This window comes from Pseudoalteromonas peptidolytica (genome assembly GCF_012641745.1).
Taxonomy (GTDB): Bacteria; Pseudomonadota; Gammaproteobacteria; order Enterobacterales; family Alteromonadaceae; genus Pseudoalteromonas; species Pseudoalteromonas peptidolytica.
Genome location: NZ_WEHZ01000012.1, coordinates 1 through 26,702, shown reverse-complemented (window position 1 = coordinate 26,702; position 26,702 = coordinate 1). Strand labels below are relative to the sequence as shown.

Below are 26,702 nucleotides of genomic sequence, written 5' to 3'. Positions count from 1 at the left end.
TATTATAACTGTCAGCCGTTCTTATCTCCCTTCGCTTTGTGTTTGCTAGATTTACTCTGAGTTAATGGCTTGTTACACTGAATTTAGGGACTAGGTTCAGCACCACTAAACCAACTATAAAACCAATAAAAAACAAAGGATTAAAATAAAAATGATTCGGGTCGAAAACTTAAGTCGCGTGTACGGAAGCGGAGAAACGCAAGTGCATGCACTAAAATCCGTTTCTCTTGAAGTGATGGAAGGCGAATTTGTCGCAGTGATGGGCTCTTCTGGCTCTGGAAAGTCCACACTGATGAATATACTTGGCTGCTTAGACTCTCCAACTTCCGGTGCTTACTATCTGGCAGATCAAGAAATTCAAGCTGTAGAAGATGAAGCGCTGTCACAAATTAGAAATCAGAAAATCGGCTTTATTTTTCAAACATTTCATCTGCTCACTCGACTAACTGCACTGGACAATGTCATCTTACCACTGAGGTACACCAATACCTCTCCATCAGAGGCCAAAAGTCGAGGGCTTGCTATGTTAAAAAAAGTGGGCCTTGACAGCAGAGCACATCACAAACCTTTCGAAATGTCTGGAGGACAACGCCAGCGTGTTGCAATTGCTCGTGCGCTTATCAATGAACCTAAAGTTATTTTTGCCGATGAGCCAACTGGTAACCTAGATAGTAAAACTTCACATGAAATCATGGAATTACTTTGCCAGCTGCACCAGCAAGGCCATACCATTGTGATGGTAACGCATGAAGACGATATTGCCGAATATGCTGAACGAATCATCAGAATGAAAGATGGTGAGAAAGTGGAGGATAGCCAATGCGCAGTTATATTATAAGCTTAGCCCTGCTCACCTCTTCGCAGGCTTTTGCCAAGCAAATTATTATCTCAGGTGTTATTAAAGCTGGTGAAACTCAAGTCTTTCACGCACCAATGAGCGACTCTTGGAAAACGCAAGTTCAATGGATGCTACCCGAGGGAGAAGTAGCCAACAAAGGGGATGTTGTGGTTGTCTACGATTCAGGCTCCATTGCTACCTCAATCGACCAAGACAAAGTCGCGCTTGACGCCGCAAAAGATGAATACAAGCGAATTGAACAAGACGGCGCCCAAAAGATACTCGAAGCCCAGTTTCAGTTGAAAAAAACCATTTTGCTCGTTGAAAGAGCCAAAATTGATGCAAGCGTGCCAAAAGCCAATATCAGCACCTACGACTACGAGCAATACCAGCTGAAGTTAGAAAAAGCGATCATTGAAAACCATAAAGCCGAAATCAGTTTAAGCAAGGCCGAAACTGAAGCAAAGGCAAATACTCAGAAACAGCGGCTGGAGATAAAGCGATTAGAAGCAAGTCTCACGCACAACCAAGAGCAGCTAGAAAAAATGAGTCTAATGGCCAGTAACAGCGGCCCCATTCTGTATGCGGATCACCCATGGAATGGCAACAAATTATTTGCAGGTGCAACCGTACAACCAGGGTGGAAAGTAGCAGAGATCCCTTCTATAGCGGGCCTGTATTTAGAAGCTTGGATACATGAAGTGGATGCTGCTGGTATCAAAGAAGGTCAAACTGCTGATTTAAAGTTTGATGCATTTCGCCCCTCATCAACGCCAAGTACACTTACAGAATTATCAACACAACCTGAAAAACGCCAAGACTGGGGCCAAGGTATGTATTACCGAGCTAAATTCACATTCAACACCGATTTGCCACTACTACCAGGCATGAGCGGAAGCATCACTTTGCCAGGAGGGAAAAATGAAAAGTAAGGTACTGGCATTTATCATTCCACTCTATTTACTTGGCTGTACCCAGGCTCCCAGCGATACACATATCGTTAAGTCACAGACAATCACTATCACAGTAGAAGCGAATGGTGAATTAGAATCAAAAAGCCGAGCGTTGATAGCACCTCCTTCAATCAAGCGTATGTGGCAATACAAGATAAAACAGTTAATGCCTGAAAATACCCCAGTTCAAAAAGGCCAAGTTGTTGTTTCGTTTGACGATCAGAGCGTGAGAGATCGCCTGATGGAGTACAATTCGAAGCTTAGCCAAGCACAAAAAGAACTGGAAAATAAACAAGCTCAAGTCGAGGAGCAAGAAGAAGAATACAAACTTGCACTAGCTGAGGCGCAGATGAACTTCGATAAGGCAAAACGACGGGCAGAGATCATAGATAACTCACGCTCAGACAACGATCGTAAAAAAGCGCAAATCGACTTCACCATTGCAACTAATGAGTTAGAGCTTGCCCGCAGCAAACTTGCTTTTCATCTAGACAACAAAGAACTGAGTATCCAATTGGCAAAAAGTAAAGTTGCACGAACAGATGCTGAAGTAAAAGCACTAAAACGTGATATTGAGCGTTTAAAAGTTAAAGCACCAATGAATGGCTTAGTTGCTTATAGAGCAAATAGAGCAGGTGAAAAACCCAGTGTAGGTGAGTCCATGCAGTTTGGCCAGCCTGTGGTCGAGTTGTCAGTTATTGAACAAATGCAAGTAAAAGCGCAAATAAAGGAAGCCGATTTTGGGCGGATTAAATTAGGGCAAACAGTAAAAGTGACCATTGACAGTGCCGACGGTTATGTCATAAGTGGAAAACTCGTTGAAATAGGAAAGGCCTTCAGGGAGAAGTCATATCAAGATAAAAGCCGCATTGTTGATGCGATTATTGAACTGGATAAAATCGATACTGATAAGCTAAGGCCCGGATTAAGCGCTCGTGTAGAGATAGTGACGGCCCAACTCGATAACGCCTTAACCGTTCCGCTTAACGCTTTAAAACAAAGTGCTGGCAAAGTGCTGCTAAACACAAATTACGGTGAAAAAGAGGTGACAATTTCTCATACAACACCGACGCTTGCCGTGGTTTCTTCTGGCATTAGCCAAGGCACGGAGGTAAGGCTATGAGCAAAAAATTACTCGCATTGCTTGTCCCTGTTTGGTTGCTTGGCTGTCAAGAAGCATCGGATAAACCAACACAACTGCTCTACACTGTTGAGTCAAAACCATTTTCGATAACAGTGGATGCCGAAGGCGAACTAGAAGCAGCAAGCGAAACCGTGATATCTGCCCCAACTTCAGCCAGAGGAGCGCAAACACTTGCTTGGATAGTACCGGAGTATTCTCAGGTGAAAAAAGGCGATGTGATTGCACGCTTCGATGGCAGCCAGTTAGCAAGACGAAAACGTTTTAGCGAATTCGACAAAGGCAAAGTAGCGCAAGACATGACCGTGACAGATAGTGACTTAACGACAAGAAAGTCCCATTTAGATAGCGACAAAAGCATTGTCAGTGAAGAGAAGCGCTTTGCCGAAACCTTTTCAATAGATGACGAACGGATCCGCTCAAAGCTCGATATTTTAGATCAACTACAAAATGTTGAGTATCTCAACGCAAAAGAAGCATATTTTGAGTGGCAGACAGACCAATTTTCCTCCTCTGCACTGGGAGAAATGGAGCTACTGAAACTGCAATCAAAACAGCATGAAAGCAAAATTGCGATGTACAACGCAAATTTGGAAAGTCTCGAAGTTATCGCGCCACATGACGGCTTACTTACCCTAAACGCAGATTGGCGTGGAGAGAAGCCAAAGGCAGGCCAAGCATTATGGGCAGGGCAAAAAATTGGCGGGTTACCAGACATTTCGTCTCTGCAAGCTAAGCTTTTTGTTCATGAAAAAGAAGCGCTTGGCCTTGAGGTTGGGCAAACAGTTAAGTTTACTTTACTCTCCAATAGTGATGAACGCTTTGATGGTAAAGTCACAAAAGTATCGCCCTATCCACAATCTATTCGCCGTGGAGATCCACAAAAATACTATGAGGTTATAGCTAGCCTCAACGAAACTCCAAGCCACTTTACACCTGGCAATAAAGTACTCGCTACATTGCTTGTTCAAGAACGTAAACAAGCACTACTTGTGCCGAAACATAGCATTATCAATGACAACAATGCGTTTTTTGTGCTAGTGAAAGACGGTAGCCAGTTTCAACGTGTAAAAGTGGAGTTAGGGCAAAGCAACCTAAGCCACACCGAAGTACTGGAAGGTTTGTCCCCTAACCAACAAATTGCACTGGTCGCGAATAAGGAATTGTAATGAAATATGTAGAGTTATTTACCGACGCCATGGTGCAATTAAAGCAGCATAAGCTCAGAACCCTATTGACCTTGCTCGGTATGATTTTTGGTGTGGGCGCCGTGATTGCTATGTTAAACATAGGTGAAGGTGCTGAACGAGAAGCGCTTAAAATGATTGATTCCATGGGGATTAATAATGTTATTGTCAGCGCCAAAGACATTGAAGAGAATGACCTAAAAGAACAACGAAAACACTCGCAAGGTCTTAACCTATTAGACGGCCAAGTGATAGTCGATGCTTTGCCCTTTGTTAATGATTTTTCTGCTGAACGACTAGTAGATACCTATCAGATTTATAGCGAGTTCGGCAGCTTTGAAGGTGAAGCTGCCGGTGTCACTGCCAACTATTTTAGTCTTGCCCATTATGAGCTTGCGGATGGTCGCCTACTTAATGCGGAAGATAGTAAAGAATATAGGCAAGTTGCGTTACTTGGTGAAAATACCGCAAAAACGCTTTTTCCCTTAGGAGACGCAGTTGGTCAACAAGTAAAAGTAAATCATTTATGGTTTGAAGTTGTTGGTATTTTGCAAGCACCACACCTAAATAAAAAGGAGTTTCAGGGCGTGGCATTAGGTGGTGAGCAAAGTCGTATTTTTGTACCTCTGACAACCGCTATTTACCGTTTTAATAAGGGGCTACTGGAGCCAGAGATCACTGAGTTGAAACTGGCCATCGACAAATCTCACAGTCCAATTTTAGCATCTCAAGCTATTGCTAACATTCTCATGAATCGCCATAGCGACATTGACGACTATAAGTTAACCATACCAGCTGCCTTGCTTGCTCAGCAAAAACAAACGCAGGCCATTTTTAATATGGTGATGTCTTGCGTAGCCGGTATATCCCTCCTTGTCGGTGGCATTGGTATTATGAATATCATGCTCGCGACTGTACTTGAACGAACTAAAGAAATCGGATTATTACGTGCAATAGGTGCCACTCAGAAAAATATTCAGGTTCAGTTTATTACAGAGAGCTTTACTATCTCAATCTTAGGTGGGCTGCTCGGGGTGGTGTTTGGCATTGTGCTTTCAGAGATCATTGCATTTTATTCAAATTGGGCTGTGTCTTGGTCTCTCAGTGCAATTGTGCTCTCTTTTAGTATTTGTGCATTAGTTGGCTTAATATTCGGTGTATATCCCGCCATTAAAGCCTCAAAGCTGGATCCTATCGAAGCATTACAGAGTGACTAATTTTATATTTTGTATGCGCTTTAATTTTGTTTTTGAAAGCTAAATGAAAAATAGAAAAATTAAATTATGTTACAAGGACTTAATTCTAGCGCAAAGAAAATCTAAACACCGACAGGCCTGTGCTTTGTAATGATACCAATTAGCGTAAATACTTGCTCAAGCTGAAGGAGCAAGTTTGACACTCACGGTCTTGAGGTTGCCTTATTTAGAGCAAAAATAACCAAACTTATCAAGGATAGACATGAATAGAATAAAAGATTTAATCATTTTTTTATTAATCACAACAGTACTTTACCTATATTTCCAGCCCTCAGTGAATGGTTCTGACCTGATAGTCGAGGATGACAAGCAGATCCTTAACGCAACTGAGCCTGAGGCGGGTTCAAATGCTTATAAACAGGAAAAAAGAGACGCGAAAGCAGCAGTAAAAACGGTCTCAATAGAAGGTGTTCCATATTCAAATGAAGGCTTTACGCATGAGAGCGCAAAAGCTTAGTCAACGCTACTGACGAAACAAACTCCGGTAACGCAAGTGACTACGAAAAAACAGAGATTGAACATCAAGATGAACTATTCCATTTTTTGCGTCAAAATGAGCGGTTAGCCAAGATAAGAATTGACGACATAAAATGCTCAAAAGAAACATGTACTATCGATTTTTACACCCCAGATAACGGCTCATCTGTTGAGTATGCAATAAAGGTAATATCAAACTTAAAAGAGAATAAAAACTGGAAAGACAATGCGATATACTCAAATGTTCAAGACCAATCATTTAGGATTGAGATTGATAATAGCAAACACTTGGACAAATAAGTGACGAAGTGAGCGCTCCTTGTCTGAGTAGTTTGCCAATCTAGGCTTACCAAATTACACATTACTAAACTGACACTCTCTTCCTCTCTCACAGTTATTAATGTGAAGCGCCTATTCAGTGTAATTTATTCGTGAGGTTTGGTATTTATTTGCTACATTAATAGAAGAACTTACCCCCAAGTAACGCGGCGTCAATCTGAGTGCTTTTTCATTGATGCAAGCTAGGACATAAAGAATGAATCGTAGCCCTCAGGAATTGGAACAAGAAATACAAACGCTAACAGCGCACTTGGCGGCGACCACATTTGAACGAGATAAATATAAATCGCTATTTCTCGCCTCAGGCGACGCGCAGTCTATTGTTGATTTAGATTCAGGGAAGTTTGTGGAATGTAATCAAGCCGCTGTAGACTTACATGGCATTGATAGTAAGGACACCTTTTTACAGCTTGAGCCTTCTGATATATCCCCTCCATATCAACCTTGCGGTACATCATCCAAACAATTAGCCACCTATTTTATACAAAAGTGTTATCAAGATGGCGCACAGCTTTTTCATTGGAACCACAGTAAAACTGATGGCACGGTATTCCCCTGCTCTGTTTCCCTTACTGCCGTGCACATACAAGATAAACGCTTGGTGCTCGCTACTGTGAGAGATATCTCTGAACTTATTACAACGAAAGAGAAATTAGATAAAGCCAGTACCGATGCTAAACAGTATAAAACTGCCTACCAGACAGAAAAAATGAAATTCGAGCGCTTTGTTAATTCCGCGCCTATAGGGATAGCGGTAAATGCTATGGACGATGGCACTTTCCACTACGTGAATGACGAATTTAGTGAAATGACGGGCTACTCAGTGGAGGAATTAAACAATACTGACTACTGGAAACTCACTCCCGATAAATATAAGGCACAAGAACAGGTACAGCTCGATAATTTGCAAAAAACTGGCCGTTACGGCCCGTATCAAAAGGAATATATTCACAAAAGTGGTCAAGTATTTCCAGTTCTCTTGTCTGGCATTAAAGTAGCAGATAGTAACGGCAAAAACTTCATTTGGTCAGTTATCCAAAATATATCATCACAAGTTGAAGCGCAAAAACAACTCAAAAAAGCGAGAAACCAAGCGGACTCGTTGGCACTGAGAATGCAGCTTGCAAATAACTCTGCCCAAATCGGGGTTTGGGAGTGGGACTTACTCACCAATGAGCTGATTTGGGATGATTGGATGTTTAAATTATATGGGATCCAAAAAGCACAATTTTCAAAGGTATATGAAGCGTGGGAGAGTGCTGTTCACCCAGATGATATAAAGTTCGCCAGCGCACAATTACAAGACGCCATCGCTGGAACTGGTGAATATGAACCCGAGTTTAGAGTCGTCCATCCAAATGGAGAGATTAGAACGATAAAAGCCAGTGCCCAAATTATCCGCGATAAAGATAACATGCCCACTAAAGTGGTTGGTGTGAATTATGATGTGACAGAGAAAATCAAAGCTATCGAAGTATCTGAAACAGCACGGCTTGCTGCTGAACATTCTTCTAAAGCAAAAAGTGATTTCTTAGCGAATATGAGTCATGAGATCAGAACCCCTATGAATGCGATTTTAGGTGGCTTGCAGTTACTAGAAAATGCAAACCTTGACAGTGACTTAAAGAAAATACTCACTAACGCGATATTTTCAGCAAAAAGCTTGCTAACCATCATCAATGACATCCTGGATTATTCAAAAATAGAGTCTAACAAAATAGAGCTAGAAAGCGCGCCGATTTCAATTCGCAATATTCTCGATTCTGTTAAGTATGATCTTGATGCTTTAATTAGTAATAAAGGGGTAGACTTTGTTGTCAACATTGATAAACACTTTAAAGATGGTTGGCTTGGTGATTTGGTTCGAGTCAAACAGGTAATACTAAACCTAGCATCAAATGCGGTAAAGTTTACACACAAAGGTAAAGTGTCTATCACAGCAACTAACGTCATACACAATAACAATGCGGCAATTCATCTAAGTATCCAAGATTCAGGGATTGGTATGGATGAGCAAACCCAAAAGCGAATATTTGAGCGGTTTTCTCAAGCAGATACCTCTACTACTAGGCAATACGGTGGTACAGGATTAGGTATGTCTATCACCGTTAATTTGATCAAACTTATGAACGGTACGATTAATCTAACCAGCAAGGCAGGAAAAGGGACCACCGTTGATGTAACACTTCCGCTTGAACAGTCCAACTCTCAATCACAAATAACACAAACAAAAGCGCTGACGCCACCAAACTTACAAAACCTCGAGATCCTGATTGCTGAGGATAACCCGATTAATCAGATATTAGTGAAAACCATGCTAAAAGAAACGGGAGCAATTATTACGGTTGTTGAAAATGGCGACCTTGCTGTTAAAGCCTGCCGCGAAAACTCTTTCCATCTAATACTGATGGATATACATATGCCAGTAATGGATGGTGTTGATGCGCTTAAAGCGATCAGAAAACTAGATATTAAGGTACCAGTGATTGCCCTTACTGCTAATGTGATGGTTGAAGATGTAAAGCGATACTTTAAAATTGGTTTTAACGCCCATATTCCAAAACCAGTTGAGTTGTCTATCCTCTACGGAGTGCTATCGGACTATACGAGCTAAAGTCGACATCGCTGCGGATTGTAATGAACAGCTCCCCCTTATACCACCTCTCACCACTTTGTTATTCGACTCCGCCAAAGTAGCCATTTACTGGAATCAATAAGTCTAAGTTAGACAAACACACCACTGTTTAAATTGATCGGATGATTAAGCTTTTTGATCCGCTGGAAAATTAACCTAACCCAATAAATAATCCGCTTTTTATTGGACTTTTTTTCACCACACGGTAAACTTTTGTGCGATTCTTATCAAAAATAACACCAATTATCTTAATTAAGTGGTCTATTTTGAGGAAGAGAACTGGTATTGAATTAAGATTAGGTAAGGAGTGGTTGAATATCAGTCTAGTCGATTAAGTGAGTAACCTAGTGAATTAAAGCCCCCCATATTGGAAAGTAGGCGGTAAATTTAGCAAAATTAGCTCTTAAATAGTTGATTAAAAAAACCAGTTACTCAAAAGTCAGATCACTAACAATGAAAAAAACCACATCACAAGAATAAATACACTTTAGAGCTAAATGCTCATACTCTCACAAAGACTAGCACCATGATGTATGCAATAGTTGTACAGTCAGGGGCAAGCAAGTGAGCAGTGGCGATACTCATGGAACTTCAAGGATAAATAATGAAAAGACTTACGCTTATTGCGCTTTCAATGGCCTCTCTAACCGCATGTAAAAGCAACGATATAAACCGCGTGGTTAATGATGGTGTAGACGGTGCTATCAACGGTATTTTTGGCAGCTCTGGCACCGTAGTGTCAGCAAATAGTAGTGGTTCGAGCAGTGACTACTCAGTTAAAAAGGAAAAAGTATGGACACATCACGCGGAGAAAACTCCGCGTAACTATGGCTCACTTGCGTTTGTTAAAACCGCTAAAAACCCTGATGGGAAAACTAGGCTAAAATTTAATGAGTGCAAGCACCCTCGGATCGGAAATATAAAATGTAGGGGCTACTTATATGAGGTCTCACCTGAGGGGTGGCTTGTAAAAGGTGATACCATTCATTTTGGTACAAACCATTATTCAGACATTGTCATCCCAGCCGGTCAATATTATATTAAAATTGAAGGCAAGGACGTGAGTAAAGATGTTTATGCCACAGGTACTATTGAAATAGCGCCTTTTGTGACCAACTATATTAACGTCACTGTACAATAATATAGCAATAAAAAGTACCTAGCCCACCCTTACAGCCTAGGTACTTTTTACCAGAGACTGATAAATCTAATTATCCCACTTAAAAGCGACTTTCCTTATTCATTTTATTTCATCAATATTGTAAAAAAGTTCCTAATAAAAGAACAACCGCCACTACAAAAAATAAAAAATAACGTTTTTTTACATTAACTTAGTGATTAACTCCACACTTCCGTCAAGTCCCCACAACTTTTACAGCACAAAACCGTTGAGATTTAACTAACAATAACAACCACTAACGTTAATTCATAAAAAACCAATGTTAAAATCTAAATTACCAAAGAAAACAAGAAGATGTTAAATTGTTTATTTTTTGTTATTTATTTATTTGAAATTCTTTATTACCGTAGAGTTTGTGCTCAAAGTAAAAGCACTAATCGCAGACCACACTCATTCGCACAGAAGTAGTCTCAAATTGAGCAGTGACGTTTAGGTGGGAAGGAATCTTAAAAATAATTATGGAGTTAATATGCAAGGGTTTAAATATCTGTGCGTTTTAGCGTCAATGTTTTCGTTGCATTGCCACGCAACTGAACGAATTTTTCTATTTAATAACGCAGATCACATTACATCTGCATTACAAAAAAAACAACCACTGTTGGGGCGTATGGACGTGCAACAGCATAACTATTTGCTCGCATTAAACACATTCGCAACCCAATATACAGGTCAGTCGTTGGAGTTTCATCAAGAACAAATAAGCGAAACACAGCACAGCCACACAATTACTCAAAAATATCACAACATCCCAATTTGGGATCAGGATCTCGTTGTACTAACTGATAATAATGGTGTTGTCGAGCAAGTATACGGCGACATTATCGTTAATATTGAAAAAGATATTCCTCACATTGCTGAAGTAAAAGCGCAGCAACTGGAAGATGCTTTAGCCGCTGTTATTGCCCAATTTCCAGCAGAGCGCCCACGGACTTTTAAACGCAAACATGCTGAAGAGGTGATATACATTGATGATCAAGGCAAAGCCCGACATGCGGCAAAAGTAAGCTTTTTCACTGACTTTCACTCAGCGCCTTATCAGCCTCAACGAATTTTAACTTTTGTGGATCTCACCAGCAACGAAGTTATAACTCAGGCAGATGTATTACAAAAAATCGTTCATGAAGGTGGCAGTGGTCCGTCTGGAAACGACAAAGTTTCTCGTCAAGATTACAAACAAGCCGACTATGTATCATACCCACCAAAAACTTTTGTAGTGTCTATGCAAGCAAATGGACAGCAAACCAACTGCTTGTTCGATGCAAAAAATGTTGAAACACGCAACTACAATCATAGTACGGCACAGATAAGTGTCCCCTATAGCTACGATTGTTCAAATTCAACAAGAAACGACTATAAAGAATATCATGGCGCTCGTTCGGCATTGAATGATGCCCACCACTTTGGTCAAACAGCGAGCTTGATGTTTGAAGCTTACCTCGGTCAGAAACCCTATTTTGATAAAAAGATCATTCAAAATGTCCATTACGGCCTAAACATGGATCAAGCATTCTATGAAAGTGGTGAAGTGTATTTTGGTGATGGTGATTATCTCTTTTACCCTATGGTTTCTCTTGATGTAGTCGCGCATGAAATAGCTCATGGCTTTACTGAAGAATATGGGTCAAATACACCAAAGTCTATGCTCACTGGGCAGGCTCGAGCAATTAACGAAGCATTTTCAGATATGGCTGGAGAAGCAGCTGAGTTTTTTTATTCCGGTGTCAATGACTGGAAAAGTAATCATGAAACGTTTCGGCTCGGTGATGCTTTGCGTTATTTCAAAACCCCCACCCTCGATGGCAACTCGATTGATCATATAGATGATTATGATGACTCCATCACGTCTCACCATGGTGCCGGTGTATCTAATAAGGCGTTCTACTATCTCTCTACAGCAGAGCTTGCCAATGAACCTTCGCCATGGAATACCAAATATTCTTTTATTCTTTTCGCCAATGCTAACAAAAACTGTTGGACGAGTAACAGCACCTATCTTACAGCCGCAGATTGCGTGATGCGACAAGCCAGCAGTATAAACGATCGATTAAGACAAGACGGCGTCAGCAAGCAAGACGGAAGCCAATGGCAAACCTCTGAGCTGAAAAACCATGTTCGTAAAGCTTTTTCACAAGTGGGAATTAAGCTCACAGTTAATCAAGGGTTAGAGTCCGAGCTTAACTTTGATCGTAAATTTTTATCTTTTGATTTTAAGAACTTAACCAGAAAAGATGGACAGCACATTTCCGCAGAAAACAGTGAAGGTTGGCAATGGGAATGGAACTTTGGAGATGGTAGCGCAACCAATAGTGCCTTTGAAATCAGCCATAGCTATAACGCCGCAGGAAAGTATGATGTCTCCTTGAAAGCAACCGACCCATCTGGTCAGTCAGATACCTACACACTCCCTATTGACGTGTACGCTGACTATTGCTCGGCACAAGGGGTTAACCATAGTAAATACTACCTTTCTTCAGTCACATTGAATGATTACATAAATGAATCTACTTCTAGTAATTACAGTGATTACTCAAGCAATGTCATTGATATTAAAGATGGAAAAGCGCTGAACATCACACTCGTGGCAGCCCCTCATCCAGATACAAAGGATAAAACTAAAAACTTTTATGTCTGGTTGGATAGGAATAACGACGGCCTGTTTCATAAAACTGAAGAGCTGGCACTTTTTGGCAGCAATAAAACACAGTTGAGCGGAGACATTTCACTAAGCGGCGAATTAAACCAAACTTATCGCATTCGTACCATGGTGTCATTTGGAATTGTTAAGTCGGCATGCGGCGATATCTCTTGGGGTGAAATCGAAGACTACACCGTCAAGTTAATTGAAAATAACGATCCAGTAGAGATGAAGATCGCTGCAAATCAAGGTGTCAACCAGATCAACTTTGTTAATAACACTGTTGATGATCGCGTTAAGCGTTGGCAATGGCAGTTTGGAGATGGAGCAACAAGCTCGAAAATGTCGCCATCACATGCCTACGCAAAATCAGGAAGTTATGCCGTTAGTGTAAAAGCGTACGACAGATTTAATAAAGAAATCGGTAGCTGGAATAAACAAGTACCGTTTAGCACCACGATTACGCCATTGTTTACTCCGCGTGTTTCAGGCAACACTGTGTTTGTAAATACTGACCAAAGTGTGATGCCAGCAGGAAGCACCGTGGAGTGGCAATTTGGAGATGGTGCGACTTCGTTGGTGCAAAATACCCAGCACACCTATCAAAATGATGGCGAATATACGATCACGCTAACCATACGCCATGAAGATGGCGAGCAAGCGCTCAGTAAAGCAGTAAAAATAGGCCAATCTTCTTTTACTCCAGAAGTCAGTTTTACAGTAACAGAGTTGAGTGATGGTACGTTTGAAGTCACATTTAATAACACTACCTCAAAACCAGATAATGCCGCACGCAACCCAGATGTCACCCTAGTCTGGAACTTTGGCGACGGTACTACGCTGACCCAACATGGCGACTTTGGCCAAGATACACAACACATATATCAGTCTGCCGGAGCGTTTAGTGCCAGTCTCTCAATCAGTTATGACAAGCCTTGGTGGGATGACTGGGGAGATAGAGTGACAGGCACCAAGAATATGTTGATAACGCTTGAGTCTGCGCAGCCTGTTGAATATTGCACAGCCGCCGGTCTGACCGATTATGAACACATTGCAAACGTCACCTTTAACCAAGATGGGCCATTTGATAATAACCAACAAGCTGGTGTGGTAAACCCTAACAACCCCATCAAGCTATACGCAACACAAAATAATACCTATCGAATTGAAGCAGGTTATGCCGGTAGTGAGGCATTCGCGGAAAATTACCATGTTTGGATAGACCTCAATGGTGACGGCCAGTTTGGCAATGGTGATTGGAGAAATGACAAGTCTGAATTACTCATTATGGACTTTGATCAAACAAACCAAGACTACGGTAAAGGCTATGTTGAGGGAGAGTTTAGTATCCCAAGTAATCAACTCTCACAACCTGTCACAACAACACGAATGAGAATTTTGCAGTACTACGGATTTAGCAGAGTAAATAGTATTGACCCTTGCTCTGACTATAGCAGTGCCGCTACCTCGGGGAGCGGAGAAATTGAAGACTACTTAGTAGAAATTTATAAGAATTAAGGAAAATAATATGAAAAAGTTTAACAAAAAGATATTCATTCCGCTCACAGTCGCGCTGGCCGTCAGCAATGCAGTAGCAGCCAACACTATCAACGAGTCGCACTTAGACAGTAGTATAGTGTCAACTCAATCAGGGCCTGCTGCTTTATATGGTCAAGCAGTTACAACGCCCGATAAATTCGGGATCCGTAAATTAGACATGAGTAACCCGCTTCATTATAAGTTGGCTACATCACGCCTCAATCAAGCTGGGCGAAAAGAAAGTCAGTTCCCACAGCTACATAAAACACTAGAGGTTGCCAAACAGCAACATCTCGTAGCAAAAACAGCGAAGTTGACAGCAACGCCACCACCGGTAAGTGAATCAGAAGTTGATATTATCAAAGAAGCACATTTCTTTATGGATATGAACTTGGCTATCTCAGCAGATACCAATGAGCCTTACATCATTGTCAGAGCAAAAAGCACACGGTTTGGAGGCACTAAAGCGACTTATATTGACCTACTACTTGAAGATGAGCACGGTAACCAATTGGCACCAGCGGGGTCTACATTGAATGTGCTTGACGGTAAAGATACCACAGCTGTTTCGACTATTTCACTTAAGTCTTTAAAGAAGCACTTTCCAAACATCGACACTATCTATGCTAGCTCTTTTGTAGAATTAGAGAATGAAGATGGCACCATCAGCTCGACCATAAAATATACTGAGTACCCATTCTCATGGGAACACGCTGAGACAATATATGGCGCGGTTGCTAAAGACAGTACAAATAACTCCAGTGTAGCAGAAATGGGTATTACACCAGCGCTTTATGATGGTCGCCCTCAATACAACGCAACGGCACCAATAGATAAAAATAACGACGCAGTAATTAAAGTTTGCTTAAACCGCCAACACTCAGACTGTGATTACATGCCAGATCAAGTTGGCGATCCAAATGAAATCACCGATGTAAATATTCCGTTCAATGGTGAGCTTCGTGTCCCTCATGAAATTTTAGAGATCTACCCTACTGAGGGCGCGTTACCAAATGGTATTGATGAACCTACTAATATCTACCTCCAAGAGGGGGTATACGGTGGGGCAACAAAACAAAGCTACCGAGGTATCGAAAATGCAATCAAGCAATTCTCTGACTATCTAGACGTGGAAGTCGATCCGGTCAATAAAGAATCCATTATTCGCTGGAATATCCCTCGCAACGAAGGACGCTTTGGCAACGCGAAATTGTTTTCCAATATTGCAACAGCAAACTGGTACATGACATTTGCAGTTAAAGGGAACCCATATTTCAAAACAGGCCGACGTGGGCCGGTGGCTTTCCAAGTTTCATTAACGTCTGAGGCGTCAACGCGTTTTGGTAACTTCTATAGTGAAGTACTACCTATGATGAAATTGGGTTATAGCTGCCTGGCAAAAGGTACGTTAATCACCATGGCAGATGGCTCTCAGCAAGCTATTGAAAATATCGGTAAAGGAGATCTTGTGCTTGGGGCATTGGCTTCCAACGCAAATGTGAAAGAGCCGATGCAAGTGGTCGATGTGTCAGTCGGTATCGAAGCTATCAAAATGTACCGCATTAAAGGTGCAGATGGCTCTGATATTTTAATGACAGAAACACACCCAATCTCCACGTCTAACAAAGGCATAGTATGGGCAAAAGAGCTTAAAGTGGGCGACCGTATTTTAACTGAAGGGGGTTCTGTACTCGTCACAGACATAACCAAAGAAAAATATAAAGACAAGATATACAACTTAAAACTTGCGCCAACAGCGGAGTCTGTATTGTCTGAGTCTCGTAACTTTGCCATGTTTGCCAACGGTATGGCGGTTGGGGATTTAGCAACTCAAGATGAGTTTAACTATAAAGATCAGGAAATTCGCATGTCAGAAGAAGAAATCCTGCAACGTCTTCCTGAAAAATGGAAAACAGATTACATCAATAGTTTGAACTAATCACTACCCGGTGACCTTTCTGCTTGAAAGGTCACACTTCTCTGTAAGGAATTCAATATGAAATTTAGTTATTCTCCATTGGCACAGGCCATGGGGGTAGTGGGACTTTTTGCCTGTAGTTTGTCAGCAAACGCAGCTGATACCAAAGAGTTCACTGCCCAAAAAAACAATGCAAGTCTAGATTCTGTAACATTGGGCACTGCCTATCATAGCGAAAAAGAAGGCTTTTATGCGTTGCAAAGTGTACAAGGAATGGTTGATGAGACCTATGGTAACACTGAAATGGATTTTGTCGTTGGCGTCGACATGAGTTATAGCCAACTCTCTAGTATGTTGGACGGTAACTTAGGTGCAGCACTAGATGTTCCCGTTATCAAAGTTGGAGTCGGAGCCAGCTACGCCAAGCAAAACGCCGCTGATAACTACACCGGTACTTATACTCTGTTTCTTTCTTTGAAGCCAAAAAAACGCATGCTGGTTGCCGATCCGCAAATTGGCTTTCGACCAACTCAAGTTGCATTGGACTTAGCAAACGCCAATCCTGGCGACAAATTTAACAATATTGGTAATGAGTTTGTATCAACGATTGAGTATGGCTCTCAAGTGATGATTAACCTCAAATTTCAATATAAAAATGATGAAGATAAGGTGAAATGGGGAGGCCAGCTTGGTGTTGACTGGGCCGGCAAAGTCAGTGTCAGCGGTAAACTACAAAAAGTTGATGAAGACGTAAAACGTAATATTAAAATCACCGTTTCAGCGTTGCAGCTTGGTGGTGACCCTACTGAGCTACTGAAGGTGATCCCAAACCAGCTCGTAAATTGTACGATGGAAAATCCTACACCATGTTTCGATGTGTTCAAAAACAGTATTGATTACATCAAAACCAACTATGTCACTCAATTTGACACTTTAGACAAATATAACGTCAGCCGTGTATTCACTGAAAGCTATACCGATTCAGGACCAAGTTTATCTGCATTGGTACCAGATGATATCTACCCTGCAAAAAGTATCTTAACCAAACTGGCACTTAAAAATATGAGCGATGATTGGGTGCAGGCGATCCTTGATAACCGTCGCGCCGACAACCTCCTGAATTACTATGCAAGTGAGCTCAATAACGCACACCGAACAGCATTAGAAACCATTCGTGATAATGCGTTATTCAATTCGTTCATCCTTGCTGACGCAGTTGATTATTGTAAACGTAATCCAATTGGTAATTACTGCCGCGATAGAGAGCTACAAACCCGTGATCGCGTTCATCAGTATGACCGCAAATGGCTAGAATTATAAGGAATAAGACTATGTTAAAAGTCATGCTTACCAGCACATTTATTGCCTCTGTTGCGGCCATTATTGCGCCGACCGTACAGGCAAATACAACGCTATTTGAATCCCGTGATGTGTTAACTCCCCAGCAGGCGCTTGGGCGTTTTCAATGGTTAGAGAAATGCTATCCGGGGTTACTGGTGGAAGTCTCTGACAATATCTTTGATCCCACAACCCCAATTCCCAACGAAGAAAAAATTGCTAACCTCAAAAAAGTCATGCTGTATAAGAATAGCGCGCTGAGAAATGATGCGAAGTACCTTACCTTTGGGGATGAAGACAACGCCAACCCAAAAAATTGGTTTGCTGGCATATCTCCAACAACCTCCTGCTTACAAATCCCTTCAGATTACCGTATCAGCGCTGTAATGGTCACCCCAGCAATGCCTAACTATTGTGAGACTCGTTCGCGCGAGCGCGATTATGAACACATCAAATCGGTGAAGTTTTCAAATCTCGATAACACCAGTAGCAATACTTTCTACAGTAATTATGTTGGTGATACGGCAAAAATATATGCGGACAAAAGCTACCAGCTGACACTTACTCCAGGGTTCAGTGGTGCTGAAACATACCCTGAAACTTGGCATGTTTTTATTGACTGGAACCAAGATGGTGACTTTAAAGATAGCAAAGAGATGCTATTTGCAGGTGTCTCTGAACAAGCGCTACAAGTTGAAATCACTCCTCCGACAGGAGCGAAGAAAGGAATGACAAAAATGCGCGTAACTATGGACTACTTAGGTGGCAGTAATGACGCATGTAAAGAAGTAGACTCAGGTGAGGTAGAAGATTACCTCCTTTACGTGAAGTAATAGGTGGCAACATGAATTTATACAAAAACACTATCGTGGCACTACTTGCAAGCTCAGCTCCATTTGTTTGGGCTGAAACCAACTTTGTAAATGAAGCCACATTGATGCAAAAAGCACAAAATGTAAATACGTTTCAAAGTGAAATACCCGGCTTGATGAATGATCACGTGGTATTGGGTACCGCGTTTAATAGCGACCAGAAACGATTTCTGAATGTACAAACTGTTGCTGGTGAAACCGTAGAAACTCTTGGTAATACCCGCGTACAATTCGAACTCGTTAATAACGGCAGCTACGATGAAGTTCTGCGCCAACTAAACGGAAATGTTGATGTTGATGTAGGCTTTCCCGTCATTCGCGTCAAAGCTGGAGGCCACTTAGCTAAAGAAATGTCCTCTACTGAGTTTTCAAATACTTACACCTTTCAGGCATCATTAACACCGAAAAAGCGTGTGCTCATGCCCGCCGATCCTAATATCGGTTATACCCTGACTCCATCAGGAAACACATTAGCCAATGAATATCAAAGCAAGCTAATGAGTATGGCTGGCGATGCGTTTATCAGTGAAATTGAATATGGTGCCCAGCTACTCATTAATATGAAAATTGAATATTTGAGTGAGCAGCATAAAAGCGAAATTGGCGGTTACTTAGGCGTCAGCTACGGTGCTGGAAATATAGGGATAAGCGTTGATGGTAAACTTAACTATATAGATGAAGACCTCAAAAAGAGTGTCCGAATTACCGTCAGGGCGTTACAAAAAGGCGGTGATCCGAAACAACTGTTGAGCATCATTCCAAACAATATTATCACCTGTTCGCTTGATAACTACGAACCTTGTTTTACCTTGTTTGAGCAAGCGGTAAATTATGCAAAAAATGACTTTGGTGATCAGTTTAATGCGTTATCTGATTACAACGTAGTGCGTTACAAAGCGACTCCATACGAGATCAGCTCACAAGATGTTCGTCGTTTAGATTCTGGTAATAAAGATATTCGTTTTGAAACGACCTACCGTACTTTGTGGCTGGAAGATCAATTTAAAAAGTCAGTTAATCATGAACATCGTGCTAGAGGCGTACTTGCACAATACGCCAGTTGGATGAATGATGAGCAAAGACAAAAAGCGCAAGGGGTGCAGACCGCGGCGTATAACAATGCGTGGATCTACGAGCAGTATGCCAGAATTTGTCGTGATAACCCTTATGGTACAGCATGTACAGATGCCTGGAATGATTATCTAAATATCTGTAGTGGCAGCGGTGTTGGCTGTATTCAGAATTACACACTGGCTGATTTGAATATTCCTTCAGATAATATGACGCAATATTTCAAATGTGAAAATGCGCGAGAAGCAACGGCAAACTTCGGTGTCGAGGAAAGTCACGTTTCACTCGGGTTTAGACAGCTTGGTTGGGCACCGTCTTTTGTTGATGCTAACGACCCAGCAGCTGGAGTGATGGTGTGGCTGCCATGTAAATCGGCACTGCCCACTTACGGGACTGCCTTCGAAAACTAAATGCCATTTGTTCACTGGGGTATACTTGCGCGTCGCTGTGAGCATACCCCTAATACCGTTAATCATACCGATTGTATTGATTTAAAAAGTAGCTTGGAAGCAGAGCACTCCTCGGCAACAAAGTTAACGTTAGCCATGTTGATATGAGTAAATATAAATGTGGCTTAACGCAGTTGGATCAGCTCCAAGGCGCAGCGAATTAAGTCAATTGGTTTCACCTACAGGAATGTATGTATGCACTTAAGATCCATACTAATAGTGTTCTGTGGCCTGTTGAGCTCTACTGCAAATGCACACACCTACTACTCATTAAACACAGCAAAAGAAACGCTAGGTCAAGGGTTCGAACAAACGCTTGGCATTCCCTTAGAGCCCTGTTTGGATGGTCAATGGCAATTTCAAGGAGGCAGCATGGGCGACTTGGCTTATCGTGGCGATTTTGACTCTGACACCATGATCAATACCATTACGGGTAGTGTAAAGGCTGGTATCAACTTGGTTATTTTTGGTGGCTCAGCCAAATTTTCCATGCGCAGAAAAGTAACAAAAAATAGAAATTCAGCAGCTTCAGCGGTCGAGTTAACTTATGAAAAAGGCAGCTACAACTTTGAAAATAGAACTACAAAGCCCAACATCTCTGACCTATTGAACACCCGCCCCTCTGAAGTCAGAGGTCGCTGCGGCGATAGTTTTATCCACAATATAAAGCTAGGTTCTCGTATTTATGTCACTGCAAAACTTCATTTTGCAGATAAAACCAAATACGAATGGTTTCAAACTAAAATCAAAGTAAAATTTTTATTTTTTAGTAAAACATTTACCAAAACAAAAGTGTTCCAAGATGCAACCAAAGATGCCGTATACACCATTCAAGTAAATACCGACGGTGGCATGACACCAGAGCTGGCAAGGCTAACTAAAAATGGCACCATGCACTGCAAAACCGATAATCTAACTCCTTGCATAACATACGCAGACAACTTATTTAGCTATTTGTTAGATGGTGGAGATTATGTAGACGACCTTAAAGATGAACATTTAAACGTTTTAAAATACGAAGTCGAAAGCTATGAGGATTCCGGCCACTATGACCTAGCTTACGCAGGCCAACCGGCAATATCAGAGCGTTATATTGCTCTATCGGCTCGACTAAGGGGTTATCAGGACCTGGTATACGATGAAATTGAACGCTTAACTGCTTTTAGAGCTGTATCTGAGGATCCCAGCGAAATTGCACAGCTCAATACTCGCCTTCAAGCTCGAGAAAACCAGCGTATCAGCTTAGAGCAAGCGGGAGAATACTGTGCAACTTTACCCGGCACAACCTTATGTGAAAATAGAGTTGAATCAGCCATCGCCACTGTAGATTAACACCGACTCTCCCCTACTTTATGAGGCTAAAGAAGCCTCATTTCACCTTAATAACCCTCATTAAATTGTTCATCTATTGGAAACATTTACCCTAATCACGTACACTACGCCGGATAAACAATTTAACAATAACACTAAGTAAGATATCAAGATGATAAAAAGCTCTATATACAAAGGGATCTTCGCTTCTCTCCTAGTATCTACTCTCGCCGCCTGTGGTGGAGGCAGTAGCGATAATAATACAGATAGCACTCCACCTCCGCCAACAAACAAAGCCCCTGTTATTGCAAGTCTAGCCCCAGTCACCGCCATGGAACGAGACAATATCACCGTTGTAGCGAGTGCAAATGACGAAGATGGCAGTATTGCAACATTTCTATGGGAACAAACAGCAGGTACAACTGTTGAGCTAGCAAACAACAATAGTGAGACGTTAGAATTTAGAGCTCCTGATATTGATGAATCAACTACGTTCACGTTTAAGCTAACGGCTACCGACGATAAAGGAAGCGCAAGCTCACAAGAATTAACGGTCAACCTAAATGCTTACGCTCCACTTTCAAGCTTAACGATTTCAGACGCAGCACTAGCGCAATGTTTATCAGATACACATCAAGACGTGGGTATTTCTGTTGTTGATTGTACAGACTACCCAATTGCAACATTAGCAGGGCTCTCTGGTATTAGTGGTTTATCTACGGTATCTATTAAAAACGCAGAATTGGATAATCTCGAAGAGTTAGCTCAAATTTCTACGCTCACCGCGTTAAAGCTCGATAACGCGTTTGCCGCAGCCCAGAACGGCTCAAATAATGACGCATATTTAGAACAAATTAGTAAGCTCAATAAACTTGAGTCATTGTCTATTGTTGAAGCCCAAGGAAGTGATAATTATAGTAAACGCCTAGATTTTTCTTTGTTAGATTTATCAGGCTTGGCACAGCTTCATACGCTTGAAATAGACAACGACAGTAACCAATATGAAACGATACAGCTTAGTCAACTTCCAAGTGATAAGCTCACTCGTTTGGCATTACGTACTCTAGAGATTGATGATAAAAATACTCTAAAACGCTTTAGTAACTTGCAAAGTTTATCTTTGACATATATATACGATCTGAGCTCGCTGTCATTTTTAAACTCTATACCTAACCTCACAGCATTAACACTTAATAATATCGAAGCCGCTGACTCAACGGCAATAGAAGCTAAAACAAATCTGACAACTCTTGAACTCAACAGGACGCAGATTGAAGATTTCTCATTCTTAGAAAAGTTTAGTGAGTTGGAAAAACTAGATCTTCGTACTTATTCCGACAATGTTAAGCTTGATATCGCGGACATCAGTGGTAATGCGAAGCTGACATCTCTGTCATTAGACAATTTAACCGTTGATAATGCCGGCAAGCTTTCAACTTTTACGGAACTACAATCCTTATCTTTGGAGAGCCTGAACCTTTCTTCTCTTCGGTTTTTGCAAATGATGCCGAAGCTAACATCATTGAAGCTCAATCAGTTACACAGTGTTAATGACCTAGGCTGGCTAAGTTTCACACCAAACCTAATCGAACTGTACATTCGTAGACTGGATAATAACACAGATTTTAGCGCATTATCTGAGCTTGAAAATATGCGCGACCTGACCGTCTACAACGATTACTCAAGCTTTGCACTAGATACGTTAAGTAAAATGCAAGCATTGGAGAAGGTTAACCTGAACGTTAGTTTCGTTGAGGCTTCAAATGCGGCAACATTACCGAACTTAAAGACATTAAACGTAAAAGGTAACAGCTATTCAAACATGGTCAACTTGGCTAACTTTCCTGCGCTCGAATCAGCTGAGTTATTAAAAGTATACCATTATAGTAATAAAACCAAAATCACAACACTTGACGCTTTAGGTGTAAACACAAGTCTGAAATCGCTAAAGATCGGCGGCTTTACAGAACTAGAAGATATCACCCATGTATCTCAATTTGACAATTTAGACACCCTCTTTATTGACTATGCTCAAGCGGCTGATATCTCAGAAATAGCATCACTAACTAAACTTAAGTCATTAACACTAAGCAACTTTTCTACGTTTTTTAGAGCTGACATGCTTGCCAGTTTAAACACACTGGAAAGACTTGAAATAAACAGTAGTGCCATTTATTGTGATGATCAGGAGCTATTAAAATCTCTTGATGGTGTCACAGCAAGTGTTTCTAACTATAACTGTATTATGAAGCCGGTCGATTTGAGCTTAATTACCGATGAAGCATTTAAGCAATGTATTGAAAAGCGCGGATACCAAGATGCTGTACGTAATACCTCACTCTCTTGTGATGGCTCAGCAATCGAATCATTAAATGGAATTACACAGTTTGAAGCTATTAATAGTTTAACACTAAGTGGCTCCGTGAACAGTGCGTTGTTGCGGGATCCTAGCTTAGCTCAGCTACACACCTTAAAAAGTCTAGATATCTACAGACTCACGGGTGAACTAACGGCTAAGGCTACACTCCCTCCATCATTGACCTCCTTTGAGTTAAATACAAATCGCCAAACCGTATATGACTTCGCGCTTTTTAGCTTGCCTACTACCTTAATTTATTTAGACTTGGATAGCACCAAGCTGACAAACTATGGCTCACTTAAAGATTATGCCGAACTTACCCGCTTAGAGTTGAACTATACCAACGTTTCAGATCTGTCGCCGCTATTCAAGTTGACCAATCTGAATTATTTAAGTCTATATGGAAACCCAAATATCGACTGTGCTCAAGTAAGCACACTAAAAGAGTCGTTACCCAATATTTGGAATATCTCAAGTAGCTGTAATTAACTGCTAGGACGTTAGGTAATTCAAACAAACACAGTCTCATTGCGAGGCTGTGTTTCATATCCACAATCGCATTCTGTAGTGTTGTTATTTCGACCCCTGATTAAATACCAATTGAATTAATTCTCTAATCAATTTGAAGGGTTAAATACCCTCTTAGCTTCGTTAAAATTGCTCATTTGGAACAACTAAACAGCAAAATTTTTACCTTGCCTATATGGATATAAGTAACTTGGCGATAGCAGGACGCGAGAGCGGTGCTACTTAAGCTATTGCCCTGCCTCAAAATAACGCATTTACTTAATACAACTGGTATAAAATCCGCTATACTGGCGCAAAAAATTTTTAAGCAAGTTTATGGCGCTCAAATCTACAATTATCAAAGCCCAACTATCTCTCAGTGATATGGACAGGCATGTTTACCAAGATGTTAATTTAACACTGGCTCAACACCCCTCTGAAAACGAGCAACGTTTAATGATCAGGCTACTTGCTTATGCACTAAATGCCTGTGAAGGACTTGAGTTTACAAAGGGCTTATGTGCTGATGATGAACCTGAGCTATGGGTTAAGAATTACAGCGAAGAGATTGAGCTTTGGGTTGAACTAGGACTGCCTGATGAAAAACGCCTTAAAAAAGCGTGCAATAAATCAAAGCGAGTGATCCTTTATACTTATGGTGAGAACAATCAAGCTATTTGGTGGCAAAAACATCAGCCTAAGTTATACGACTTTAACAATCTGAGTATTTTCAGCTTGGATTATAGTGCGACTCAGGCTTTAGCCCAGTTAGCAGATCGCAGCATTAAGCTTACTATTACTATTCAAGATGGCGAGGTATGGGTAAGCTCTGATAGCGCTAATATTGAAATCAAACCACAGCAGTTAATGTAAGCTCCAGCCACAAAATTACGACTAAGAATGTGTGGTGCTGACATTTGTACCTGAATTTTATGCTAGGTTTGCACAAGTAAAAATCCTCCCTCATCAAGCCAAGGGTGACATTTGATGAGGGAAAAATCAGCACTTACAACTGCTTAGCAACGTCTCTTAACAAGCTTGAGTAAACAGAGCTATCACCCAAGCGTTTCGCCTCTGCTCGCAAACGCTCACTGATCTGCAACCGGGTATATTCATCAGGTAACAATGTGTTTAATTCATAAGGTGAGCGGCTTAATAGAATGGCTTGCTCAAGTAGGTTAGTGGTATTATTTATTTGCTTTTTGTATAAGCTCTCACTGCTATGTAAGTCGTTTCCTTGCAACTTAGCCATGGCTATTGATAAATCTGCATATAGCATAACCGCATCGTAATTAAACTCAGTACTTTCAACTTCAATCTTTGGTAATTCGGCCACTAAGAAATCTTTTACCGTATTTTTAAACTCTTGTGGTGCTTTAGCAATAAATCTATCTATTTTAATAATATTAAATAAATCCTGACGTAAAGCTTCCTTTTCTATCGTCTTTTTAGGGTCTGCACTTAACGATTCAATATATTGCGGTAAAAACTCATTGCGAGAAACAGGGTTAGCCAAAGCGAGTCGATTGTAAATTCCAGCTTTTGTTGCTCGTGAGGTTTCACCCTGTTCACCTGATACAGTCATAAAGTGGTCATCAATCAGTAATTTGGCTTGGTCAAATGGAAGATATCCAACCACAGTTTCTAAAATTGAAAAACCGAGTTCAACATTATTGTCTACATTGACTAATTGAGCACTGATAGTATCGAGCATTTGCTGCTTAGCTTGGGCTAAATGTTCAGCAGAGACTTTTGCTGCAGTGTTGTCCAAACGTAAAATGGACTCCATCACGTAAAGAAGGCCCAGTTTTGCTCGCGCCGAAACATTTGTGAATAATACTGTAAGCTCCTCGGACAACTCAACCGGCGCTAACGTAGCCATATATTCAAGTACATATAGACCTTGCTCTGTTTCTACTCCCAGCTGGTGAACCATCGTCCATAAAAGGTTTATTTTGTCTTGTCGAGATATTGCCGGATTTTTCAAAATAGCAATAAGCTCAGCTTCAAAATCAAGCATGTCTTTTTTCCCGAAGCTGTGCCTAATCTTGGATACTAAATTATTTGCTAATATTTCTTTATTTTTGTCGCCATCGCTTATTTCCTTATCCATTACATAAAAGTCAGGTAAAGTTTCAATAAGCTCAGACTGGCTTATAAAAGGAGTAGTCGGCTTATCTGGCGAATTTATATTGTTCTCATCAGTTGATGTAGATATGAAATAAAGGACAACCAAAATAACAGCCAGAGATATACCTAGTAACAATCTTGCATTTAATTTCATATCCACTCTCACTTATCGACTGCTAGGGAAACTATTATATAGATTTCTAGGAGTGAAGACGGTAACCAAGTTACTACCAGTTACCTTTTTAAAAGAATAGTTCACAAATGTATCACAGCGGAACTTTGCTTTTATTTTAACTAGACGACCATTTACTTCATCCCATTCACCTTCTCTATATTGTGCAGTGATAGTGTATTCAGGATCGAAATCTTTTTGAGCCCACCCAGCATTAATTATTTTATCATGCTGAGAGCCACGACCATATTTTGCTCCCAGGGCGGGACCCGAATTCAGATAATAAGTGCACCACTCATGGTTAATCGGTGAGGAGAGATCAACTGCCTGTTGGTGGTACTCTGTAATCGCCAAAAAACAAGAGTAGTTACCATGAGTTACAAGCAGTTGATCGA

Annotated in this window: 17 protein-coding genes and 1 pseudogene; 16 read left to right on the top strand and 2 right to left on the bottom strand. The window is 41.0% G+C overall.

What is annotated here, in order from left to right; all coding sequences use genetic code 11:
* Positions 1 to 151: 151 nt before the first annotated feature.
* From F9Y84_RS09790 to F9Y84_RS09715, 16 genes are all read left to right on the top strand, one after another.
* Entirely contained in the window at positions 152 to 838 is a 687-nt protein-coding gene (locus F9Y84_RS09790) for an ABC transporter ATP-binding protein (protein WP_125251689.1), read from the top strand.
* A complete protein-coding gene (locus F9Y84_RS09785) occupies positions 820 to 1,770 on the top strand; it encodes an HlyD family secretion protein (protein ID WP_147390066.1) in 951 nt (316 codons plus the stop codon). Before F9Y84_RS09790 ends, F9Y84_RS09785 begins: the two co-directional genes overlap by 19 nt.
* Positions 1,760 to 2,914 (top strand): efflux RND transporter periplasmic adaptor subunit, encoded by a 1,155-nt coding sequence (locus tag F9Y84_RS09780; protein ID WP_128732393.1) that lies wholly within the window; start codon positions 1,760 to 1,762, stop codon positions 2,912 to 2,914. Before F9Y84_RS09785 ends, F9Y84_RS09780 begins: the two co-directional genes overlap by 11 nt.
* Positions 2,911 to 4,101 carry an efflux RND transporter periplasmic adaptor subunit gene (locus F9Y84_RS09775; RefSeq protein WP_147390065.1) on the top strand — a complete coding sequence of 397 codons (1,191 nt, stop codon included), beginning with the start codon at positions 2,911 to 2,913 and terminating at the stop codon, positions 4,099 to 4,101. The genes F9Y84_RS09780 and F9Y84_RS09775 overlap by 4 nt, the downstream gene beginning before the upstream one ends.
* A complete protein-coding gene (locus tag F9Y84_RS09770) occupies positions 4,101 to 5,336 on the top strand; it encodes an ABC transporter permease (RefSeq protein ID WP_128732391.1) in 1,236 nt (411 codons plus the stop codon). The genes F9Y84_RS09775 and F9Y84_RS09770 overlap by 1 nt, the downstream gene beginning before the upstream one ends.
* Positions 5,337 to 5,577: 241 nt before the next feature.
* A complete protein-coding gene (locus tag F9Y84_RS09765) occupies positions 5,578 to 5,832 on the top strand; it encodes a hypothetical protein (RefSeq protein ID WP_147390064.1) in 255 nt (84 codons plus the stop codon).
* A 555-nt stretch (positions 5,833 to 6,387) separates the two neighbouring features.
* On the top strand, positions 6,388 to 8,805 hold the full coding sequence (locus tag F9Y84_RS09760; RefSeq protein WP_147390063.1) for a PAS domain-containing hybrid sensor histidine kinase/response regulator: 2,418 nt from the start codon (positions 6,388 to 6,390) through the stop codon (positions 8,803 to 8,805).
* Positions 8,806 to 9,430: 625 nt separating this feature from the next.
* Positions 9,431 to 9,967 (top strand): hypothetical protein, encoded by a 537-nt coding sequence (locus tag F9Y84_RS09755; RefSeq protein WP_147390062.1) that lies wholly within the window; start codon positions 9,431 to 9,433, stop codon positions 9,965 to 9,967.
* Between the two features lie 508 nt (positions 9,968 to 10,475).
* Positions 10,476 to 14,159 (top strand): PKD domain-containing protein, encoded by a 3,684-nt coding sequence (locus F9Y84_RS09750; protein ID WP_147390061.1) that lies wholly within the window; start codon positions 10,476 to 10,478, stop codon positions 14,157 to 14,159.
* Positions 14,160 to 14,169: 10 nt separating this feature from the next.
* Entirely contained in the window at positions 14,170 to 16,119 is a 1,950-nt protein-coding gene (locus F9Y84_RS09745; RefSeq protein ID WP_147390060.1) for a Hint domain-containing protein, read from the top strand.
* A 57-nt stretch (positions 16,120 to 16,176) separates the two neighbouring features.
* Entirely contained in the window at positions 16,177 to 17,418 is a 1,242-nt protein-coding gene (locus F9Y84_RS09740; RefSeq protein WP_147390059.1) for an internalin, read from the top strand.
* A gap of 11 nt (positions 17,419 to 17,429) precedes the next feature.
* Positions 17,430 to 18,269 carry a GEVED domain-containing protein gene (locus F9Y84_RS09735; RefSeq protein WP_147390058.1) on the top strand — a complete coding sequence of 280 codons (840 nt, stop codon included), beginning with the start codon at positions 17,430 to 17,432 and terminating at the stop codon, positions 18,267 to 18,269.
* A gap of 11 nt (positions 18,270 to 18,280) precedes the next feature.
* Positions 18,281 to 19,789, top strand: a complete 1,509-nt coding sequence (locus F9Y84_RS09730; protein ID WP_147390057.1) for a hypothetical protein — start codon at positions 18,281 to 18,283, stop codon at positions 19,787 to 19,789.
* Between the two features lie 234 nt (positions 19,790 to 20,023).
* On the top strand, positions 20,024 to 21,160 hold the full coding sequence (locus tag F9Y84_RS09725; protein WP_147390056.1) for a hypothetical protein: 1,137 nt from the start codon (positions 20,024 to 20,026) through the stop codon (positions 21,158 to 21,160).
* Positions 21,161 to 21,311: 151 nt separating this feature from the next.
* Positions 21,312 to 23,987: a PKD domain-containing protein gene (locus tag F9Y84_RS09720; protein WP_147390055.1), complete on the top strand. Its 2,676-nt coding sequence runs from the start codon at positions 21,312 to 21,314 to the stop codon at positions 23,985 to 23,987.
* 354 nt (positions 23,988 to 24,341) lie between these two features.
* A complete protein-coding gene (locus tag F9Y84_RS09715; protein ID WP_128731641.1) occupies positions 24,342 to 24,878 on the top strand; it encodes a YaeQ family protein in 537 nt (178 codons plus the stop codon).
* Positions 24,879 to 25,011: 133 nt separating this feature from the next.
* On the opposite strand, the gene F9Y84_RS09710 is transcribed toward F9Y84_RS09715, so the two are convergent.
* Entirely contained in the window at positions 25,012 to 26,289 is a 1,278-nt protein-coding gene (locus F9Y84_RS09710) for a hypothetical protein (RefSeq protein WP_147390054.1), read from the bottom strand.
* 12 nt (positions 26,290 to 26,301) lie between these two features.
* Positions 26,302 to 26,702: pseudogene (locus F9Y84_RS09705) on the bottom strand (hypothetical protein); the annotation flags it as partial.

Excerpts from the sequence above, each read along its gene's own strand:
- F9Y84_RS09730 (WP_147390057.1), top strand. The coding sequence starts at position 18,281 with ATGAATTTATACAAAAACACTATCGTGGCACTACTTGCAAGCTCAGCT.
- F9Y84_RS09750 (WP_147390061.1), top strand. The coding sequence starts at position 10,476 with ATGCAAGGGTTTAAATATCTGTGCGTTTTAGCGTCAATGTTTTCGTTG.
- F9Y84_RS09710 (WP_147390054.1), bottom strand. The coding sequence starts at position 26,289 with ATGAAATTAAATGCAAGATTGTTACTAGGTATATCTCTGGCTGTTATT.
- F9Y84_RS09755 (WP_147390062.1), top strand. The coding sequence starts at position 9,431 with ATGAAAAGACTTACGCTTATTGCGCTTTCAATGGCCTCTCTAACCGCA.
- F9Y84_RS09770 (WP_128732391.1), top strand. The coding sequence starts at position 4,101 with ATGAAATATGTAGAGTTATTTACCGACGCCATGGTGCAATTAAAGCAG.
- F9Y84_RS09715 (WP_128731641.1), top strand. The coding sequence starts at position 24,342 with ATGGCGCTCAAATCTACAATTATCAAAGCCCAACTATCTCTCAGTGAT.
- F9Y84_RS09780 (WP_128732393.1), top strand. The coding sequence starts at position 1,760 with ATGAAAAGTAAGGTACTGGCATTTATCATTCCACTCTATTTACTTGGC.
- F9Y84_RS09760 (WP_147390063.1), top strand. The coding sequence starts at position 6,388 with ATGAATCGTAGCCCTCAGGAATTGGAACAAGAAATACAAACGCTAACA.
- F9Y84_RS09765 (WP_147390064.1), top strand. The coding sequence starts at position 5,578 with ATGAATAGAATAAAAGATTTAATCATTTTTTTATTAATCACAACAGTA.
- F9Y84_RS09740 (WP_147390059.1), top strand. The coding sequence starts at position 16,177 with ATGAAATTTAGTTATTCTCCATTGGCACAGGCCATGGGGGTAGTGGGA.
- F9Y84_RS09785 (WP_147390066.1), top strand. The coding sequence starts at position 820 with ATGCGCAGTTATATTATAAGCTTAGCCCTGCTCACCTCTTCGCAGGCT.
- F9Y84_RS09745 (WP_147390060.1), top strand. The coding sequence starts at position 14,170 with ATGAAAAAGTTTAACAAAAAGATATTCATTCCGCTCACAGTCGCGCTG.
- F9Y84_RS09725 (WP_147390056.1), top strand. The coding sequence starts at position 20,024 with ATGCACTTAAGATCCATACTAATAGTGTTCTGTGGCCTGTTGAGCTCT.
- F9Y84_RS09720 (WP_147390055.1), top strand. The coding sequence starts at position 21,312 with ATGATAAAAAGCTCTATATACAAAGGGATCTTCGCTTCTCTCCTAGTA.
- F9Y84_RS09775 (WP_147390065.1), top strand. The coding sequence starts at position 2,911 with ATGAGCAAAAAATTACTCGCATTGCTTGTCCCTGTTTGGTTGCTTGGC.
- F9Y84_RS09735 (WP_147390058.1), top strand. The coding sequence starts at position 17,430 with ATGTTAAAAGTCATGCTTACCAGCACATTTATTGCCTCTGTTGCGGCC.
- F9Y84_RS09790 (WP_125251689.1), top strand. The coding sequence starts at position 152 with ATGATTCGGGTCGAAAACTTAAGTCGCGTGTACGGAAGCGGAGAAACG.